We start from the raw sequence: 18,218 nt of genomic DNA, 5'->3' as shown, positions 1-18,218 counted from the left end.
TTGCCAGAACGCAGGTCGAGCCGTTTGCCTAGCCCATGACGGCGCGGTGCGTCAGCGGCTTCTGAAGCACATCGAATTGAGGGTTGGTTTCCGAGAAAATGGGCAAGGCCGCCGCGCCGAGGATGGCGGTATCCTTGCCGGTGGCGCCGATCATCAAACGGGGAATGGTGCGCCTTTCCATCGGATTCACTGGAGTGTACAGCGGTTCCACGCGCTCGGCCAGTCCGATCATGAGGGATGTGGGAGCGCTGCCGCCAAGCACGATCGTCTGCGGATCGAAGGCCAGTTCGAGGAAATCGATCGTTTGCCGAAGCGGCTGCACCGCCTGTTCCAGCCAGGCTTCCAGACCGTGGTTGTTGGCCGCAATCATCGCATCCAGTTCATCCGGGTCCAGCTCCTGCGCGTCCTCGATCCCCAGACATTCGTAGGCGACGGATGGCGAGACATAGCGGTCGAGACAGCCGCGTTTACCGCAGGTGCAAAGCCTGCCATGCGGCTCGACGATGATGTGGCCGATTTCGCCGGCATTGGCACGGCTGCCCTTGTAGAGGTGGCCGTCGAGGAACATGCCGGCGCCGATGCCGCCGTCACCCGCCAGAAAGAGATAGACGAAGCTTCCGAGGCCGCGGGCAACACCATGGAGCCGCTCGCCGATCGCCGCCGCTGTGGCATCGTTTTCGACAAGCACAGGCAGGCCGATCAGGCGTTCGAGTTCGCGTGCAACGGGGAAATCCTGCCAGCCCGGCAGGTTCAGCGGACTCAGCGAGGTGACGCCACCATCGGCGTAGCGCCCGGGTAGGGCAATGCCGATGCCCAGCAACCGGGCGCGATCGAAGGAAAAGGCTTCCTGCAGATCCCTGACGATCTCGGCAAAGACCGGCATTGCCTCGGTTGGTCCTGGCCTGTCGACATGGCGGTCAATGCGGGCGCAAACCGTGCCGGAAAGATCCGTGAGTACCCCGGCCGCACGCTGGCGGCCGAGTTCGAGGCCGATTGAGTAGGCTCCCATGGGATTGATGGTGTATGGGATGATGGGCTGGCCGCGGGCGATCTTCTGCGCCTCCATTGGGATGAGGAGGTGCGAACGCGCGAGTTCCTCCACGATATTCGAAACCGTCTGTGTGGTCAGTGCTGTCATGCGCGCAATCGCTGCGCGCGACATCGGCCCGTTGGTGCGAATGGCTTCGATCACGACACGCCGATTATGCGATTTGGCCTGTTCGAGATTCGTGCCTGAAATTGTCTTCATGTGAGGACCGGAGATGACTTTATTTTATGTTGTTGCTTGCCACGCTTGCCATGGCGTGGAGGAGGGGCCGCATGCCGCTTCTGCGTCTATATGGAGTTTCTATGCTTTTGCCGATGCGTTCAAGCGGCGATCAGCTGAGGTCGCGCCGTTTGAACGGGAGTGCATGGCGTTTTTTCTCTTCCATAGATCATCTGCGCGTCTCTTTACTGCGGCTGACATTGCGTTAGTGTCTGGTTACCTCGGCCTTTTGCCGCGGTAAGCCCCGGAGGAATTCGATGATCAGACTGCTCGGAATCGCCATTATCTCGACCTGCATTGCCGGTGGTGCGATGGCGGCGGATGCGACATGCAAGGCCCAGGCCGCCGACAAGAAGCTGGCAGGCGCCGCTTTGACCAGTTTCACCAAGAAATGCGAGAAGGATGCCGCAGCCGCCTGCGATACTCAGGCAGCATCGAAGAAGCTTGCCGGCGCCGCAAAGACCAGCTTCGTCAAGAAGTGCGCGTCCGACGCCGCCGGCAGCTGATCGCTCAATTTTTTGTCTTGTCTCAAGAGGCTTCGGCCGCCGTTGGCGGCCGGGTCAAAAAGCGGCTCGCTACCGACGTCGATCCGGCGATCAGTAATTCCGGTCTTGCGAGCTATGCTTCACCCAGCAGGCAACGGAGTTCGGACCATATTATTCCTTGCGGTAGGTACCTTGCAGGGTCACGCCATCGGCAAAATCACACACACCCCCTGTGATACGCGCCAGGTCCTTGCGTTGAGCCGGTCCAGGCCGATCTTGCACGCTTCTCTGGTGAGTTCAGCGTGCTCCTTCGTCAGCGGGACGACACCGTCGATGCCATCGGCATTGACATCGCCCGCGTCGGCGCCGCCCGGGCCAACATAGGTCGAAGCGAGCGAGACCGCGAGAAAACCATCGACCGGCCCGAAGATTGCAAGATGGCCCTCATTACCGTCAGTGCCGTTCGACTGAAAATCCGTCGAGGCACTTCGTCCGCCCTTGGTCCTCTGGAGAGACGCAATCCGGTCGTCATAGGCCTGCCGGATGCATGCGGCCTCGCTGCAGGACTGTACCGTCGTAATCCAATTTCGCTGCTGTTCCCGGATTTTGCCCGCATCGTCGTGCTTCAGCGCAGCAGCATAGAGATCGCTCACAATCGCATCCCGGGCCAGCAGCGATTTGTCCCGACAAATCACGTGGTCGACTGTCGAACCAGGTTTTGTGCAATCGATCCCTGCGGCTTCGGCATTCATGGCAAATAAGCCGATGATGACTACCGCCGAGGCGGATCTTGCAATCTTCATGGGTACCTCCATCCTCCGACACCGAAGCTAACTATGGCTGCTGGCGGTTTCGTAAAGGTCATCCGGGCAGATGGCCAAACTCGACAAATGTCGCACCGGTGTTTGACGATCGTCGATATTTTCCTAGTTGGACAATCGGAGTGGTTTGATGTCGAGGGGGAGGTCGCGTGGAAGGCGAAACGCAATTGTCCGGCAGGATCACGTTCCTGATTGTCGGTTCCTTGTTTCTTGCCATTGCCATAGCGATGGGAGCCTTGGCGCTTCACCTTTATCGGACCTACGCAAACGCGACCGCCATGGCAGCATGCACGGTTTTCTCCTGGGGCTTCGGCAGCATGCTCATTTCGATGGCGCTCGTGCTTCTGACTTCGAGAAAGAAGGTTCGAGGCAGGCTCGCCACCAGACGCGGCAAGGTGACGGTCAGGCTCGGCAATAGGTCCCCAGGCTCCCATAGTCACGTGACCGGCGATGGTGTCGAAGCCCAAGGCGAGGCGGGGGTGCCCGTCACAAGCGTAATCCCCTCTCTCTTCCTGATCGCTTCCTCGATCGGCTTGGCACTTCTCGGCCTCTTCCTGTTCGGCCGGCACCGACTGGATCTTATTGGATCGGGAATGTTCATTGCATTCGTAATCTATATTGCAAATTGGAGCAGGCTGGCTTGGCCGCGGAGATAGCTTTCTTGTGTCGGCGGGGGTGTGGAAACTTCGCCGGCTATTCCCGCCGTCCTAGATCGGTTTCAACAGATCGATCGAATGTCAGGCGGCATCCTTGCGACCGCTTTCGAACGAGGGATTTGCCTCCAGCGGATCGAGATCGACCCGATATGCGAACAATCTGCGGCTGGCTCTGACGGTCATCGGAATAAGCAGAGGCAGAAGCAAATCTCGCAGAAACAGGCTAAGCCGACTGTTTTTTCGTTTCCTGGAAGCATTTTGCCGGGTGAGCTTCACCACGCGTGCAATGCGCGGGCGCCGCAGGGCCTCATAGCGGGCAAAGGCTGCGCCGTAGTCGAGCGTCGCCGCCAGGCAGGATGACAGGACCACGGCATCCTCTATGGCCATGGAGGCGCCTTGGCCGGCATGCGGGCCGATGGCATGCGCGGCGTCGCCGAGCAAGACGACACGCCCACTCGACCAGACGGGAAGCTGCGGCATATCGAAAATGGGATAGCTGCGCTCGACCTGACCGACCGCTTGAAGGATCGATCTATTGGGTTCGGGATCGTCGGCATGCATCTCGCGAACATGAGCGGCGAGTGCTGCCGGTTCCAATGCGCGCACGGCGTCCGGCGTATCGGCGGGGAAGGAATCGAACCAGTATACTGGATGGGATGCCGTTTTGATGTAGCCGAAGAAGGCTTTCTCTCCGAACGTCATTCGCATGACGCCATTTGTATCCGGTATCTCGGCATCGACGATGCCGCCTGTGCCGATCAGGCCGGTAAATTGCGGCAGGGGATCATTCGGAAATATTTGCGTGCGGACGAAGGATCGTAGTCCGTCGGCGGCGGCGAGCAGGTCGACGGCAAGGCCTGCCCCTTCGGAGAAATTAAGCGTTACGGCATGCGCATGATTGTCGACCTTGGTCACGCGCCGGCCAAATTGTATGGTGATGCCTTCGGCTTGGCACTTTTCGATCAGGATGCCTGCGAGAACGCCGCGCCTGATGGTGACGGCGGGTGTGCCGAATGCCGCCAAATGGTCGCTCTGGTCGACGAGCGCAAGCCTTTTGCCGCGAGCATTGCAGAGCTCGATGGCGCGAGTTTCCAATCCCTGGCGCAATACTTCTTCGTAGCAGTCCACCGCGCGCAGCCCGTTCATGCCGTTGGACGCGAGCGTCAGAAACTCCCCTTCGGACAAGGCGGCTTCCTTGGAGCGCGCTTCGAACAGGACCGGATGAAAGCCAAGTCTTGCCAGCTGGAGCGCAAGCACGAGCCCGCCTATGCCGGCGCCGCATATGCCGATCGTCGCCTCGGGGTTTGTCGCTCGATTCATGGTTGCGGCAGGATCGTCAATGGGGCACATTGGTTCTTCCTTCTAATAGTTTGATAAATGAATTATTCGATGATCGAACAAAAGTCAAATGAAGAACGGCTTCACCTCGTGGAAGCGATCAGCCTCGCCTGCATGCGCTGGCAGGAGGCGACCGAGAGCTTCGACGAAACCTTTGGCAAGCTGCATGCGCTCAACAGCGCCGAGCGGCGATGCCTCAGCGTGATCATGCGCGCGCCACAGCCTGCAAACGCCGTCGCCAAGGCTATCGGCCTTGCGCCGCCATCGGTTACTGCCTTGATCGATCGCCTTTCGGCCCGCGACCTTCTCCACCGCGTTCCCGATCCGAACGACCGACGTCGTGTGCTGGTGGCGCCGTCCGAGAAGGCGATTAGGCTGGGACGCGAAGCCTATGGCCCAATCGAGCAGGCTGGCGCGCAGATGCTTAAACAGTTTTCCGAGGCGGAAAAGCAGGTGATCTTGCGCTTCGTCACGCAAGCCATCGAGATGCAGGAGCGAGAGCTCGAGCGGTTGTTACAGCAGGACAAGAGCTGAATTCCATCGCCGGAGGACGATGCTCCGATTTTAGGAGCACGGTACGTCTTGTCATGATCTACGACATTTCTTTACTATCCGATGTTATAATAGGGCTTGGGGATAAATTTGAAGGCCCGCTGGGAGAAGATGCTGGACGCGGAAATCGTCGCATTCCTGGAAGCGTGTCCGATGGCGGCACTTGTGCTCGACGCCGTCGGCACGATCGTCTTCGCCAATGCGGGAGCCCTGGAGCTCTTTATTCTTTCGGATGCACCTCACGACCTATCCGTCTCGGATTTGATACCGGACTGGCCGCTGATGGGCGATGCCTCGCAGCCATTGCTCGTGACAGGCGCCGGCCATCGACGGGATTGCCGGGTCAACGTCATGACTTGGCCCTCGGCGTCAGGAAGGTTGACGGCGGTTCTTATCGAACCAGGGAGCGAAGACCGCCATGCCGCGGTGGCGGCGAGAGAGGCCAATCTGCGCCTTCGATATGTGATCGAGATGCTGCCGGAAGCGGTCTGCGTCTTCGATGCGAGTGATCGTTACGTTTTGTGGAACGAGAAATATGCGGAGCTCTATCCGGATATCGCCGATCACCTCAAACCGGGCATCGCTTTCGAAGATATTCTGAAGATCAGCCTTGCCAGCGGCCGCATGCCGGAGGTCGTCGAAGACAAGGATATGTGGCTGAAGCAGCGCATGCGAAAGTTTCGCCAGCCGGTTTCACAGGAGGAACAGCAGCTCCAGGATGGGCGATGGCTTCGGCATGATGATCGGCGCACGCCCGACGGCGGGGCCATCGGAATGCGGATAGACATTAGTGAGCTGAAACAGCGCGAAGAGCGGTTGCGGCAGCTTTTCGATGCCAATCCGATGCCGATGCTCCTATGCGATGGCAGCAATCTGCAGATCCTTCAGGTCAATCGGGCAGCTATCGACTTCTATGGCTTTTCAAAAGCGACGCTGCTCTCGCGAAGGGCGTGCGACATGCATGCCGAGAGCGAGGCGGATCGCTTTGCAGATGGGCTTCTCGAACTCGAAGGCGATTGCGAGGCCAGAACCGTCTGGCGACAAAGAGTCGCCGACGGGACGGAGCGCCACGTGCTTGTTTACGTTCGATTGCTCCACGAAGGCCTGGAACGCCGTCTCCTGCTGACCATTGCCGATGTCAGCGATCGCATTCTCGCGGAGGCCGAAGCCAATCGCTTGGCACGGCACGACATGCTTACCGGATTGCCGAACCGGATGTGCTTCTATAAGGCCCTCGATGACGCCTTGAAGGTAAATAATGGAAGGAACGTCGCCGTTTTCTGTCTTGATCTCGATGGGTTCAAGCCGGTCAACGACACTTTCGGGCATGCTGCCGGCGACGAGGTTCTCAAGATGGTGGCCGAGCGGCTGCGTGGTGCGGCCAGAGGCCACATGGTTGCGCGCTTGGGCGGCGATGAGTTTGCCATCCTAATGACCGGGGAGGTGGGCGATGTCGCTGATGTGGCGAAGGGTTGCATTGCTGCCTTCAAATCCTCCTTTCGCATTGAGGGCACCACCGTCGATATCGGTATCAGCATCGGCGTTTCGGCGGCGCCGGAGAATGGCGAGAACGGAGAAGTTCTGATTCAGGAAGCAGACCGTGCCCTCTACCGAGCCAAAGCCAACGGCCGGAACACATGGCGGATGGCGAGCAGTGACCAACGCCAACAGACTGTTTCAGCACGCGTGAGATAAGAGGCGGTTCAAAAACGCACGGGCATATGTGGCTCTTGAACTTGGCTTGATCTCTCCTCATTTCAGTAGTCACTGTTTCAATCTGTCGAACCGACAGCCTCCTGCTTTTCAACAGTTGCTGCCGTTCCTCTATGCGACGCGTCCGCGTCGGAGGAGTTTTCATGGGCTTTATTGATCGCGACATCCAGCCGTCATCCGATGCCGGGCTGCTGGATGCCTATTCACAGTCGGTATCGAGTGCCGTCGATCTCGTCGGGCCGGCCGTTAGCCGGATCGAGCGTTTGGGCGGCCGTGCCGGACATGGCTCGGGCTTTGCCATTTCGCCTGATGGCCTCGTCGTCACCAACAATCATGTCGTCGACGATGCCAAGGCGGTACGCATCAAGACCCCGGAAGGGGCGACCGTTGAGGGCAGGGTGCTCGGGCGCGATCCGGATACCGACCTTGCGCTCATTCGCGCCAACGACTGGCCGGGCAATTGGGCACGACTTGGCGATTCCAAATCGCTGAAGCGTGGTCATATCGCGATCGCCATCGGCAATCCCCTCGGCTTCGAATGGACCGTCACCGCCGGCATCGTCTCGGCGCTGGGCCGCTCCATGCGCGCGGCCAGCGGACGTTTGATGGAAGACATCATCCAGACGGATGCCGCGCTCAATCCCGGCAATTCCGGCGGCCCGCTGGTCTCGTCGGCGGGTGAGGTCATCGGCGTCAATACCGCTGTTATCCAGGGCGCTCAGAGCATCGCGTTTTCGGTCGCCTCCAACACGGCGAAGCACGTCGTGTCCGAAATTCTGCGTTTCGGCCATGTCCGGCGCGCCTATATCGGCATCGCCGCTGATACGGTCGAGTTGCATCGGCGCATCGCGCTTGAGGCCGGCGTCACACATTCGACGGCGGTGCGTTTACGTCGTGTCGAGAAGGATAGTCCGGCCGAAAAGGGCGGGCTACAGGAGGGTGACTACCTGCTTGCCATCGACGGTCATGCGGTATCAGGGATAGACGATGTCGTCCGGCTGCTTGATGGCGACAAGATCGGCATGGAGATCGAGGTCTTGATCTTCAGCGTTGCCGGCCTGATCGAGCGAAGGCAGATCAAGCCTTCGGCACGACCTGCCATCTAACGAATGGCGCTAATCCTTGAGACGGCAGCATTGCACTCGCGGTGCCGCCGTTCTCTCTTATCCTCTGCCGACGAGCGGCATCTTCGTTGCCATGACGGTCATGGAAAGAACGTTGGCGTCGAGCGGCAGGGTTGCCATATAGACGACGGCGCGGGCGACATGCTCTGCCGAGATCGTCGGCTCCGTTGCGGTCTCGCCATTCGCCTGCAGCACGCCCGCGCTCATCCTCGCCGTCATGTCGGTGGCGGCATTGCCGATATCGATCTGGCCACAGGCGATATCGAAGGGACGCCCATCAAGGGCTGTCGATTTCGTCAGGCCAGTGATCGCGTGTTTCGTGGCCGTATAGGGTGCGGAATGGGGCCGCGGTGTCGTTGCGGAGATCGAGCCGTTGTTGACGATGCGGCCGCCTTGCGGCACCTGGCCTTTCATCAGGCGGAAGGCCTGCTGCGTGCACAGGAACGCTCCCGTCAGGTTCGCACCGACAATCGCATTCCATTGCTCGAAGCTCAGCTCCTCCATCGGCACGGCCGGCAGGCCCATGCCCGCATTGTTGACCAGAAGATCGAGGCGGCCATAGTGACTGGAGATCGCATCGAAAAGGCTGCGAACCGATACGGGGTCACTGACATCGGCGGCAACCGCAAGAAATTCCGCTCCGGTCTCCTCCGAAAGCTCACGGGCAGCTTTTTCGAGAACGTCAGCCCTGCGTCCAGAGATGACGACCTTGAAGCCTGCCGAGCCGAGCGCCTTGGCGATGGCGCGGCCGATGCCTGTACCGCCGCCGGTCACCAATGCGATCGCATTTTTTACATCCGATGATGCCTGCGTCATGCGACCCTCCCGCCCAGTTCGTCTTCGATATGCGCCTGCAGGATCTCGTCGAAGCTCTGTTCCGCCTTGAAGCCGAGATCGGTCGCACGCTTGGCGTCGAACTGTGTCGCCCAACCGGAAACGATGCGCTCGATCACGGGATCCGGCTCGCGGCGGATGAGCGCAACCGCCTTGTCGCCGCCGACACGCCGGAGCGCATCGATCTCATCAGAAACAAGCGCCGAAAGTCCCGGCATGGTGAGATTGCGACGCGGCCCGACCTTCGCCGTATCGAGCGTTGCGGCGTGCATGAAGAAGCCGACGGCAGAGCGGGGACTTGCAAACCAGTGCCGCACCGTATCGCTGACGGGCAGGACAGCCTCCTTGCCGACCAGCGGTTCACGCAAGATGTTGGAAAAGAAGCCGGAGGCTGCCTTGTTGGGAGTGCCGGGACGCACGCAGATGGTTGGCAGTCGGATGCCTATGCCATCGAAAATGCCTCGGCGCGAATAATCAGCAAGCAGGAGTTCCGTGATTGCCTTCTGCGTGCCGTAGCTCGTCAGCGGCGCAGTCAGGAATTCGTCACCGATGACATCGGGGAAGGGGGTGCCGAACACGGCGATGGAAGAGGCGAAGATGACGCGCGGGGTATAGGCCGATTTCAGGCCTTGCTGGCGAATGGCTTCGAAGAGTGCCCGCGAGCCATCGAGATTGACGGCGTATCCTTTGTCGAAATCGGCCTCGGCTTCGCCGGAGACGATGGCGGCGAGATGGAAGATCATGTCCGGCCGATCTTCGATGAGCTTTTCCGCAACACCAGGGCTCGCAAGATCGATCGTCAGGGCTTTTGATATGGATTGAAGCGCTTCCGGCACCGGCGGCTGGAAGGCATCGACCAGCGTCAAACGATCAATAGCCTTGCCGAGAATCTTCGGCTCGTCGGCGATGCGGTTGACGAGCTTGCGGCCGACCATGCCCGCAGCACCCAGGATCAAAACATGCATATTGGATTTTCCTCCCAATAGAGCAATTCCAGGAAAAGTGCGTAGAGCTTTTCCGTCCGGAATTGCGAGAAAACAAACAGACGGAGCGGCTCAAGGATTCAATGAAAAGCTGAACCACTCCAAGCTGATATCAGTCTTCGGGACCGATCCCGAGCGAATGTCTTTGATGGCTATCCGGCATCGAGGATGCCAATCACCCTTTCATTTGTATGCTTGCAGCCAGGCGAGCCCGGCCTCTGTTGTGGTTGCCGGCCGATATTCCGCGCCAATCGGGCTGTCATAGCCAAGCTTCTCCAGGAACTGCAGAATATGACGGTAGTCGATCTCCCCGTGATCCGGTTCCCGCCGATCCGGAACGGCGGCGATCTGGATGTGGCCGATTGCCGCCATATGATCCTGCAGCCTGTGCGTCAGGTCGCCCTGCATGATCTGGAGGTGATAGCAGTCGAACATCAGCTTGAGGTTGGCGGCATCGACCGCGGCAATGATGTCGAGTGCCTGATCGGCAGTCTGGAGGAAGTAGCCTGGCGCATCGCGATAGTTGAGCGGCTCGATCAGGATCGTCGTCCCAGTCTTGCCGGCGCGTTCGCAGGCATAACGCAGATTGGCGATGAAAGTGCCCCGTGCCACGTCGCCGGCGGACTTGCCCGCCATCACATGCACGTTTCGCGCGCCGATGGCGGCTGCATAATCGATGGCCTGATCGATGAGACGACGGGCTTCATCCTCGCGGCCCGGAATGGCGGCAAGTCCATTGTCGCCAGCCGCGATATTGCCGCGGGCGGTGTTGAGGCCGAGCATGGAAAGACCAGTCTCCTCCAATGCCTGACGCACGGCTTCAGCGGGCGTGTCGTAGGGGTAATGGCATTCCACCGCATCGAAGCCGGCGCGCTTGGCGGCGCGGATGGCGTCGGGAAGGGAAAGCTCCTGCCACAGGAAACCCAGATTGGCCGAAAAGCGCGTCATGTTCAGTCCCATTCCACATCATAGGTGCGGATGAGATCGGCGATCTGCGCTTCCGTCAACAGCGAAGGATTGGCTCCGCGTGTCAACATGGCAAGCTTTGCCGTCTCCTCCAGTTCCTCTATCGCATAGACAGCCGCTTCCAGATCTTTCGCAGAAACAACAGGTCCATGTGCCGCCAGCATGACGGCGCTGCGCTTGCCGGCAAGGCCGCGAATGGCATCGCCCATCGCTGGGTCGCCCGGCATGAAATAGGGCAGGAGTTTTACTTTGCCGAGCTTCATGATCGAATAGGCCGTCAACGGCGGCAGCATGTTGTCGGCATCGACGCCGGGCAGGATCGAGAGGGCCACCGAATGGCTCGAATGGAGATGAACGACGGCGCCCGTCTTCTTCGGCCGTGTCTCATAGAAGGCGGCATGCAGCGGCATTTCCTTGGTCGGCTTGTCGCCGCCGATCAGACGCCCTTTGTCGTCGAACAGCGAAAGGCGTGCCGGATCGAGGCGTCCGAAGGAACTGCCCGTCGGCGTCACCAAAAGCCTGCCGTCGCTGAGGCGTGCCGAAATATTGCCCGAAGAGCCGGCGGTCAGCCCGCGGTCGTAGAGCGACTTGGCCATCATGCATATCTGTTCGCGCAAGTTCGCTTCTTCGCTCATGCCGTCTCCAATCGGTCGAAAGCGTCCGTAAAGAAGGTTTCTTCGCCGAAATTGCCAGATTTTAGAGCTAGAGCGACTGTTTCACCCCCAAGGGTCGTGAAAGTCCAAGGCACGCCGGGTGCGATTTCCGGCCCGATAATCAAATGCGCCGCGCCGAGCACCTGCGTGATTGCGCCGGATGTCTCGCCGCCTGCAACGACGAAGCGGCGCGTGCCGCAATCGAAGGCCGTGCGGGCGATCTCGGAAAGAGCGTCCTCGACCACCTGGCCTGCCTTGTCCCGCCCCAAACGCTCTTGCGCCTGCCGCACTTCATTAGGCTCGGCGGTGGCGTAGATGAGCTTCGGCGCGTCGGAGGATTGTTGGCGCAGCCATTCCAGCGCGGTACCCGGGCCTTCCTCTGCAAGCGCGGTCGGATCGAGCCGCAGGCTGGCGACCTTGCCGGCGTAATTGGCAACCTGCTTCCGCGTCATGGCGGAGCAACTGCCGGATAGGACGATCGAACCGCCGGTGATCTTTGGCAGTGCCTGTCGATGTTCGGAAAGGCTGACGAGACCTTGCTCCATGTAGAATTGCGGAAGCTGGCCGGCAATCGCGCTGCCGCCTGTCACCAGCGGCATGTCGAAAGATGCTGCTGCGATCGTTCGAAGATCGTCGTCGGATACAGCATCGACGATTACATGCCGAATGCCGTCGTTGCCGAGTTGCGCCAACTTTGCTCTCAGCGATTCCGCACCCTTCGAGACGATATTATGGTTGGCAAGGCCGACAGCGCCATTCACCTGTGGCGTCAGAAGCCGTACAAGGCTTGAATCGCGCATCGGCGTCAGCGGATGGTCCTTCATCGGACTCTCCGACAGAAGCTGCTCGCCGACGAAAAGATGACCCATGAAGATGCTGCGCCCATTTTCCGGAAAGGCTGGGCAATAGATCGTCTGGGTCGCGCCGGTCTCCGCCATCAGCATATCCGCGACCGGACCGATATTGCCTTCGGCCGTGCTGTCGAATGTCGAGCAATATTTCCAGAAGAAGCGGCTAGCACCGGCTTCCTTCAGCCAATTTAGTGCTTGCCGGGTCTGCTTCACGGCGACCTCGACCGGCGATGTCCGGCATTTGAGGGCGATGACTTCGAAAGCCGCGGTCTCGTTCGGGTAACGTCTGTCTTGCGGAATGCCGATCCGCAGCGAAACGGGCAGTCCGCTGCGCGCCAGCAGCGCAGCAAGATCGGTCGCCCCGGTAAAGTCATCGGCAATGCAGCCAAGCAGGAGTGTCATGGCCTAGCCCTTTACGCCCGGCAGGTTCGCACCGCTTTTAGCCGCCAGGATTTTTGCAACGGCTGCGTCATCCTCCAGGCCCAGGCCCGCCTCCGATGCTTCGACGAAGAGGTTGAGCGCGGCGGCGGCGAGCGGAGTGACGGCACCGGCTTTGCCGGCCTCCGATGTGACGATGCCGAGATCCTTGACGAAGATGTTGACTGCCGAGCGCGGCGTATAATCGCCCGATACGATGTGTTCGCCGCGGTTTTCGAACATCCAGGAGGAGCCGGCGGACACGCAGATCACGTCATAGAGCGTCTTCAGATCGATGCCCGCCTTGGCGGCGAGCGTCATCGCCTCGGCCGTTGCGGCAATATGCACGCCGGCAAGCAACTGGTTGATCATCTTGACTTGGGAGCCGGCGCCGGGGCGATCCCCGAGGCGGAATACCTTGGCGGAGATGGCGTCGAGCACTGCGGATGCCTTATCGAAAACCTCGGGCGTGCCGGATGCCATGACGGTAATCTCACCCGAAAGCGCACGGACATGGCCGCCGGAGACGGGAGCGTCGACGACGAGCATGCCAGCTGCCTCCAGTCTTTCGGCAATGGCGATCGTGGCGCTCGGGGCCATGGTGGTGCAGAGCAGGAATACGGTCGAGGGCCGTGCGGTTTGCAGGGCGCCATCCTGGCCGAAAAGCACGTCTTCGACCTGCTTGCTGTTGACGACATAGACGAGGATCACGTCGGCATCTTCCGCCGCTGACGCCGGCGTCGTGCAGCGCGTACCGCCGTTCTCTGCAAAGCGGGCGAGAACCTCGCTGCGAACATCGCAGCCGCGCACGGCAAAGCCTGCTTTCAGAAGGGAGAGAGCCGCGCCCCAGCCCATGGACCCCAGGCCGATAATGGCTGCCTTCTTCATGTTCTGCACAGTGCTACCTCTACTATTTTCAGCTATGTTACCGATACCGGTATCGGTAACATAGCTTTATTTTTCCAGGAATTGTCAATAGGCTGATGTTTGCCTTTTCGCGGAAACATTCTATGAAGAAGAGCGGCATCGTGCCAGCCGCCATGGGTCATCGAGGGTTGCTTGGGGATGCGCAAACCCACTCTGGAGGAAGTCGCGATCGAGGCGGGCGTCAGCAAGATGACGGCATCGCGCGCCTTGCGTGGCGTAGCCGACGTCTCCAGCGAAACGCGTGACAGGGTGATCGAAGCGGCAACGCGGATGAATTACGTCGGCAACAGGCTGGCGCTCTCCTTGTCCTCGCAACGCACAAACCTGGTCGCTGTCGTCGTTCCCAGCATGTCGAACATCGTCTTTCCAGAAGTACTTGCCGGTATTTCCGCCGGGCTCGATGGTTCCGGCATGCAAGCCGTGTTCGGCATATCCGACTACGACATGGCAAAAGAGCGCGAGATCATCCGCGACATGCTCTCCTGGCAGCCCTGCGCCATCATCGTCACCGGGCTCGATCAACCGGAGGAGACGGTGGAGTTGCTCCGCCACGCCAATATTCCGGTCATCCAGCTCATGGATCTCGACGGCACGCCGATCGATTTCAATGTCGGATTGTCTCATGGTGCGGCGGGAGAGGATATGGCCGAAGCGTTGATTGCGGCCGGGCGAAGACGGTTCGGTTATGTCGGCAGTGCCCTGGCAAGGGATCTGCGCGCGGCCAAGCGAAAGGCCGGCTTCGAGCGCGTCCTGCATGCGCATGGCCTTGGGTTTGCCGGGCAGCGGACCGATGAGGTCTTTTCTTCGATCGCGCTCGGAAAGCAGCTCACGACATCGTTGCTTGCGGCGGTGCCAGACCTCGATTGCATCTATTATTCCAATGACGATATGGCGAGCGGCGGCTTGTTTGCCTGTATGGAACTGGGGGTTGCGGTTCCTGATAAAATGCTGATTGCCGGCTTCAACGGGCTGGATCTGGTCAATTCCTTGCCGGCGCCGATCGCAACCTCGCGCTCGCCCCGGCGCGCTATCGGTGAGGCTGCGGCCCAATTGGTGCGCCAAGCAGTCGGGATAGGCCGGGAACCGATGCGGAAAACAATAGTGTTCAAGCCGACGATCGTGGGAATTGACGCTTAAGGTTTAGGTCAAGAGGGCATCGTCTTTTGGAGAATGCAGGGGCAGGAGCAGCGCAAGAGAAAGTTGTCATTTCGGATGCGCGGCACTAATCTGTGCCGCGTTGAAGGGTTGGCAATTCATGCATGACGATTCGATCCTGCCGATAGAGTTCGCCGTTTCGCTTGGCTTATTATGCAATATCGGCGCTCCGCTTCTAGCCTTTTGGATGGCGGGAAAATTGCCTCGGTTCCGCCTGTGGATTCATAGCGCCGCTTTCCTCGCGATCCTGGCTTCGCCGCTGACGGCAATGATGCTTGGGTTGCCGGATCTGCTCCCCGAAGAGGATGACAACCCCAGCGCTCGTTTTGCCTTTCTGCCGCTGATCGTCGAAACGGCCATCATTGTGTTGCTCTATTGCCTGGCAGGGGCGATGCTTCTTTCCCAATCCGTTCATTCGGCAATCACCGACTGGCATAGGGATGCGCGGCTTTCGCAAGTGGCTTCGCGTCCACGCCGCGATGGCACATCATCCTCTTTCGCATCCAAAGGTTCCAAGTCACAATAGATGTTGTCCAGCCGAACGCCGGATCGGCGCCGATCCGAAGCTCGCGCGACCATGTGACAGGGCGCGCGATCTGGTTCTGGCTGTGTTCAGGCAGAGTTCATGCGAATCGGCGTATCTCTATTTTCATCCGCAAGACAGGAAATTGGGGGTAAGGAAAATGCTTGAAGGTTTGGTACGGATCTCGCGTGTCGCCGTGGTCGGATTGGCCGCGTTGCAGCTGATGACCTCTGCGGCATCGGCTCAGTATTACGGCGGCGACGACGGTTATGCGCCGCCGCCCTGGCAGCGCGATCAAGGTCGCGACTGGAGAGGGCCGCCGCGCGATCGTGGTTGGGATCGCGACAGAGGCTGGGATCGTGACAGAGGTTGGGACCGCGATCGGGGCTGTGACAGACGTGACCTGATGCGCGCTGCGCGCGCGGAAGGCTTTCGCCGCATCGATTCGGTTGATAGCAACGGGCGCCGAATTGTCGTCCGCGGCTGGAATGACGGCGGCCCCGACCGCATGGTCTTCGCCAATCGGCGCGGCTGCCCGGTTATCGACTGACGCTCAAAGTCAGCATGTGAGCGGAGCCGAGCTTGGATCGGCCTCCGCTTGCTTCGCGGCAGGGCATGCTTTCAACGGGCTGAAGTTGACGCATGTGCCGCTGAGGCGATCATCATTTCCAATGATCTTGCTTCACTCGGGCGTCAGGCTGCGGCGGCTCGTGGTTTTGCGGCAATGATATCGCCATCATGTTCCGGTTGAGCTTTGGCTGATGTTCCAATATCGGCAGCTGGTGACTTGACTTGGAATTGCCAATATATGCCCCAGGGGTCTGTCACTCCGCCGCGATCATCCGGGCGACCCTTCCCCAGCGCATAACGCAAACGGCTCGCCTCGTCTTCCGTCGTGCACTCGACGGTGACCGAAGAATTATGCTCCAGGTGGTCGAATGGCCCAGCCTCGAATCCCATGTAGGAACGGTTTCCGAGTTTGAAGCCCGCAAACTTTACGCTGCCGGCCGGTCCATTCGGTTGATCGGTCAATATGTTCGAGATCCAGCCGGCGGCCGAACCAGGGATAAGGGCCGTATAGAATTCTATCGCTCTTTCCATATCCCGGCGAAACCAAAGATGCTGCCTGATCTTCATCGTAGCGCTTTCATCAAATCCTGGATGGATGGCGATTGGCATAAAGGAGCTACGCCTGCCTTTCGCCGAATAAAAAATCATGCCGCCGATGACCCGCTTCTTATGGAACGGTGCCGCCGGCGGCATGCTGAAGAGTTGCTTCTACCGTTCGTGCTCACCCCTGCGGAGCGCGGACGGAGGCCGCAACACTATTTCTCCGCAACTCTACCGGCGAGAGCCATCACGTAGTCGTCGGCAATATCGGCCAAGGTCAAAGCGACCTCAGGCTCATTCCAGCCGGCGGCGACCACCGTTTGGACGAAATCGCGAAAGGCCAGTTCGAGGACCTCTTCGCGCTCGACTGCGCGGTATGAGTCATTGACGGGATGCTGGGGCTTGCTGATTTCTATTGTTTGGCGAGTAGATACCATTGCTGTTTTCCCTATGGCTTGCCCCGATGGACGCAGGGTACATTCACCAAACATTGGGGCTTTGGTGTCTGAGCGACTATTCCCTTTCGTTTTTAATGAGTTACCTGTCGCGTGTCGTTAGCCATGCATCCGGAAACTTGCAGCAGCGTCCATTTTCGCAATTGCTGAAGTGCGGTGTTTCTGCTTGTGCATGGATGAGTGCGCGACAGGACGCCGCGCAATAGAGCCTTTCGGCTGCGTTTTTCAGGAGATCTCGAGGTCCGCTATGCGGACTTATCTAGTGATAATAACCGAGGGTTTTCAGCCATTCGTCGAAAGAGTGGCTGTTGCCGGCAGGCGTCGGCGACACGATCTGCCCGACATAACGTGGAATGGTCAGATTTCTGGCCTCACGAGGGCTATAGCCGAATTCCTTGCCGAATGCCCGGCTGAAATGCGCTGCCGAGGAGAAACCTACGGCAAAGGCGATGTCGACGATCTGCTCGCGATTGGCGGGATCGCTGAGAGCCGCATGCGCTGACAGGAGACGGCGGCGCTGAATATAGTGGTGCACGCCGCCATATTGTTCAAATATCTGATAGAGCCTGGTGCGGGATACGCCAAGCTCGCGGCATATGCGTTCGGCGGTCAAATCGCCCGAGATCAGGTTGGCTTCGACGAACCGCCGCACCCGTTCCGTCAAGGCGAGGGCGCTATGCTGTTCTGTGCCGGTCGATTGAGCCGCTGAGGTCGAAATGGCAGCCACGATCATGTTGCGCACCGTCTGTACGACATGGGGTAGATCAGTGGCTGCAAGACGCGCGAGATTGTGTTCGACGCTATCGAGAAATTCGATTAGCATGTTGGTGAAGACGCCGGAGAGGGCAATATTGTTCTCGATTTCTACCGGTGCAGGAACGTCGAGCAACAACGCCCTCGGCAGAAAGAGCGAGAGGACCTTCGCCTCAGTCGAACGCCCTCGAAAAGGGTGTCCTAGCGAACGCAATTCCACCTTGCCCGGCTCGCCATCCAGAACATGGCCATCGACTTCCGTCCACGTCCGACCGCTGGACAATACGGAAATGTGCCAGTGATCGACGTGATTGGCTTTCACTTTCGCCTGCGAGCGCATGTAACTGTGAGGCGGCGCATCCTGCTGAACGACAAGCATGCCGCCCAGATTCCATGCTGTATGGTCTGCCGGAAAGCCGGCTTCCGGAGAGGCATTATCCGGCAGCCGGACGTCGGCCAAGGGAGCGACATAGGTCTGCCAAGCGGCAAATTGATCGCCTGGCTCCATACCACGTGTCGAAAATTTCAACGGCTGCAAGGCTGGCGGCGGCAGGGCGCCCTCCGTCGCTGCCTTCTCCGGCCGCGGAAAGCGCCGCCGTTCAGACTGCATGGATTTCCTGTCGCTACGCCATGAC

At 59.6% G+C, this 18,218-nt stretch carries 20 protein-coding genes; 8 read left to right on the top strand and 12 right to left on the bottom strand.

The window, feature by feature from the left end; genetic code table 11:
* Window positions 1-28 precede the first annotated feature (28 nt).
* The gene (locus tag AC13RE_RS16690) at window positions 29-1,249 is read right to left on the bottom strand and encodes an ROK family transcriptional regulator (RefSeq protein ID WP_488563753.1); all 1,221 of its coding nucleotides are present in this window, start codon (window positions 1,247-1,249) and stop codon (window positions 29-31) included.
* Between the two features lie 275 nt (window positions 1,250-1,524).
* Here AC13RE_RS16690 and AC13RE_RS16685 point away from each other — a divergent pair, with 275 nt between their 5' ends.
* Entirely contained in the window at window positions 1,525-1,773 is a 249-nt protein-coding gene (locus AC13RE_RS16685; RefSeq protein WP_488563752.1) for a hypothetical protein, read from the top strand.
* A 179-nt stretch (window positions 1,774-1,952) separates the two neighbouring features.
* Here AC13RE_RS16685 and AC13RE_RS16680 read toward each other — a convergent pair whose 3' ends face one another.
* Window positions 1,953-2,555, bottom strand: coding sequence for a lysozyme inhibitor LprI family protein (locus AC13RE_RS16680; RefSeq protein WP_488563751.1), 603 nt, complete (start codon window positions 2,553-2,555; stop codon window positions 1,953-1,955).
* Window positions 2,556-2,722: 167 nt separating this feature from the next.
* Between AC13RE_RS16680 and AC13RE_RS16675 the strand changes: the two genes are divergently transcribed.
* A complete protein-coding gene (locus AC13RE_RS16675; protein ID WP_488563750.1) occupies window positions 2,723-3,229 on the top strand; it encodes a hypothetical protein in 507 nt (168 codons plus the stop codon).
* Window positions 3,230-3,310: 81 nt separating this feature from the next.
* Here AC13RE_RS16675 and AC13RE_RS16670 read toward each other — a convergent pair whose 3' ends face one another.
* Entirely contained in the window at window positions 3,311-4,579 is a 1,269-nt protein-coding gene (locus tag AC13RE_RS16670; protein WP_488563749.1) for an FAD-dependent monooxygenase, read from the bottom strand.
* Between the two features lie 39 nt (window positions 4,580-4,618).
* Here AC13RE_RS16670 and AC13RE_RS16665 point away from each other — a divergent pair, with 39 nt between their 5' ends.
* The 3 genes from AC13RE_RS16665 to AC13RE_RS16655 all read left to right on the top strand — a co-directional run bounded on the left by AC13RE_RS16665 (window position 4,619) and on the right by AC13RE_RS16655 (window position 7,938).
* Window positions 4,619-5,101, top strand: coding sequence for a MarR family winged helix-turn-helix transcriptional regulator (locus AC13RE_RS16665; protein ID WP_488563748.1), 483 nt, complete (start codon window positions 4,619-4,621; stop codon window positions 5,099-5,101).
* A 129-nt stretch (window positions 5,102-5,230) separates the two neighbouring features.
* Complete coding sequence (locus AC13RE_RS16660; protein ID WP_488482686.1) at window positions 5,231-6,814, top strand: diguanylate cyclase domain-containing protein; 1,584 nt, start codon at window positions 5,231-5,233, stop codon at window positions 6,812-6,814.
* Between the two features lie 161 nt (window positions 6,815-6,975).
* Window positions 6,976-7,938 (top strand): S1C family serine protease, encoded by a 963-nt coding sequence (locus AC13RE_RS16655; RefSeq protein WP_488482687.1) that lies wholly within the window; start codon window positions 6,976-6,978, stop codon window positions 7,936-7,938.
* A 57-nt stretch (window positions 7,939-7,995) separates the two neighbouring features.
* Here AC13RE_RS16655 and AC13RE_RS16650 read toward each other — a convergent pair whose 3' ends face one another.
* The 6 genes from AC13RE_RS16650 to ltnD all read right to left on the bottom strand — a co-directional run bounded on the left by AC13RE_RS16650 (window position 7,996) and on the right by ltnD (window position 13,548).
* Complete coding sequence (locus AC13RE_RS16650; protein WP_488563747.1) at window positions 7,996-8,772, bottom strand: SDR family oxidoreductase; 777 nt, start codon at window positions 8,770-8,772, stop codon at window positions 7,996-7,998.
* Window positions 8,769-9,755, bottom strand: coding sequence for a D-erythronate dehydrogenase (gene denD, locus AC13RE_RS16645; RefSeq protein ID WP_488563746.1), 987 nt, complete (start codon window positions 9,753-9,755; stop codon window positions 8,769-8,771). The genes AC13RE_RS16650 and denD overlap by 4 nt, the downstream gene beginning before the upstream one ends.
* 201 nt (window positions 9,756-9,956) lie before the next feature.
* Window positions 9,957-10,721: a hydroxypyruvate isomerase family protein gene (locus AC13RE_RS16640; protein ID WP_488482690.1), complete on the bottom strand. Its 765-nt coding sequence runs from the start codon at window positions 10,719-10,721 to the stop codon at window positions 9,957-9,959.
* Window positions 10,722-10,723: 2 nt separating this feature from the next.
* Window positions 10,724-11,374 carry a 3-oxo-tetronate 4-phosphate decarboxylase gene (gene otnC, locus AC13RE_RS16635; RefSeq protein ID WP_015342868.1) on the bottom strand — a complete coding sequence of 217 codons (651 nt, stop codon included), beginning with the start codon at window positions 11,372-11,374 and terminating at the stop codon, window positions 10,724-10,726.
* Window positions 11,371-12,645 (bottom strand): 3-oxo-tetronate kinase, encoded by a 1,275-nt coding sequence (otnK, locus tag AC13RE_RS16630; RefSeq protein WP_488563745.1) that lies wholly within the window; start codon window positions 12,643-12,645, stop codon window positions 11,371-11,373. The genes otnC and otnK overlap by 4 nt, the downstream gene beginning before the upstream one ends.
* Window positions 12,646-12,648: 3 nt before the next feature.
* Complete coding sequence (gene ltnD / locus AC13RE_RS16625; RefSeq protein WP_488563891.1) at window positions 12,649-13,548, bottom strand: L-threonate dehydrogenase; 900 nt, start codon at window positions 13,546-13,548, stop codon at window positions 12,649-12,651.
* A gap of 177 nt (window positions 13,549-13,725) precedes the next feature.
* On the opposite strand from ltnD, the gene AC13RE_RS16620 reads away from it, so the two are divergent.
* The 3 genes from AC13RE_RS16620 (at window position 13,726) to AC13RE_RS16610 (ending at window position 15,815) form a co-directional block, all read left to right on the top strand.
* Window positions 13,726-14,724: a LacI family DNA-binding transcriptional regulator gene (locus AC13RE_RS16620; protein WP_132718157.1), complete on the top strand. Its 999-nt coding sequence runs from the start codon at window positions 13,726-13,728 to the stop codon at window positions 14,722-14,724.
* Between the two features lie 118 nt (window positions 14,725-14,842).
* On the top strand, window positions 14,843-15,268 hold the full coding sequence (locus tag AC13RE_RS16615; protein WP_488563744.1) for a hypothetical protein: 426 nt from the start codon (window positions 14,843-14,845) through the stop codon (window positions 15,266-15,268).
* A gap of 157 nt (window positions 15,269-15,425) precedes the next feature.
* On the top strand, window positions 15,426-15,815 hold the full coding sequence (locus AC13RE_RS16610; RefSeq protein ID WP_041678188.1) for a hypothetical protein: 390 nt from the start codon (window positions 15,426-15,428) through the stop codon (window positions 15,813-15,815).
* Window positions 15,816-15,958: 143 nt separating this feature from the next.
* Here the strand turns inward: AC13RE_RS16610 and AC13RE_RS16605 are convergent, their stop codons facing one another.
* The 3 genes from AC13RE_RS16605 to AC13RE_RS16595 all read right to left on the bottom strand — a co-directional run bounded on the left by AC13RE_RS16605 (window position 15,959) and on the right by AC13RE_RS16595 (window position 18,193).
* Window positions 15,959-16,402 carry a VOC family protein gene (locus tag AC13RE_RS16605; RefSeq protein WP_488563743.1) on the bottom strand — a complete coding sequence of 148 codons (444 nt, stop codon included), beginning with the start codon at window positions 16,400-16,402 and terminating at the stop codon, window positions 15,959-15,961.
* 188 nt (window positions 16,403-16,590) lie between these two features.
* The gene (locus AC13RE_RS16600) at window positions 16,591-16,812 is read right to left on the bottom strand and encodes a hypothetical protein (protein ID WP_112422300.1); all 222 of its coding nucleotides are present in this window, start codon (window positions 16,810-16,812) and stop codon (window positions 16,591-16,593) included.
* A 277-nt stretch (window positions 16,813-17,089) separates the two neighbouring features.
* Entirely contained in the window at window positions 17,090-18,193 is a 1,104-nt protein-coding gene (locus AC13RE_RS16595; protein WP_488563742.1) for a helix-turn-helix domain-containing protein, read from the bottom strand.
* Between the last annotated feature and the right edge of the window lie 25 nt (window positions 18,194-18,218).

The sequence above is a fragment of the Martinezella sp. CNPSo 3959 genome (genome assembly GCF_057784355.1).
This window is presented reverse-complemented; position numbering and strand designations above follow the sequence as displayed.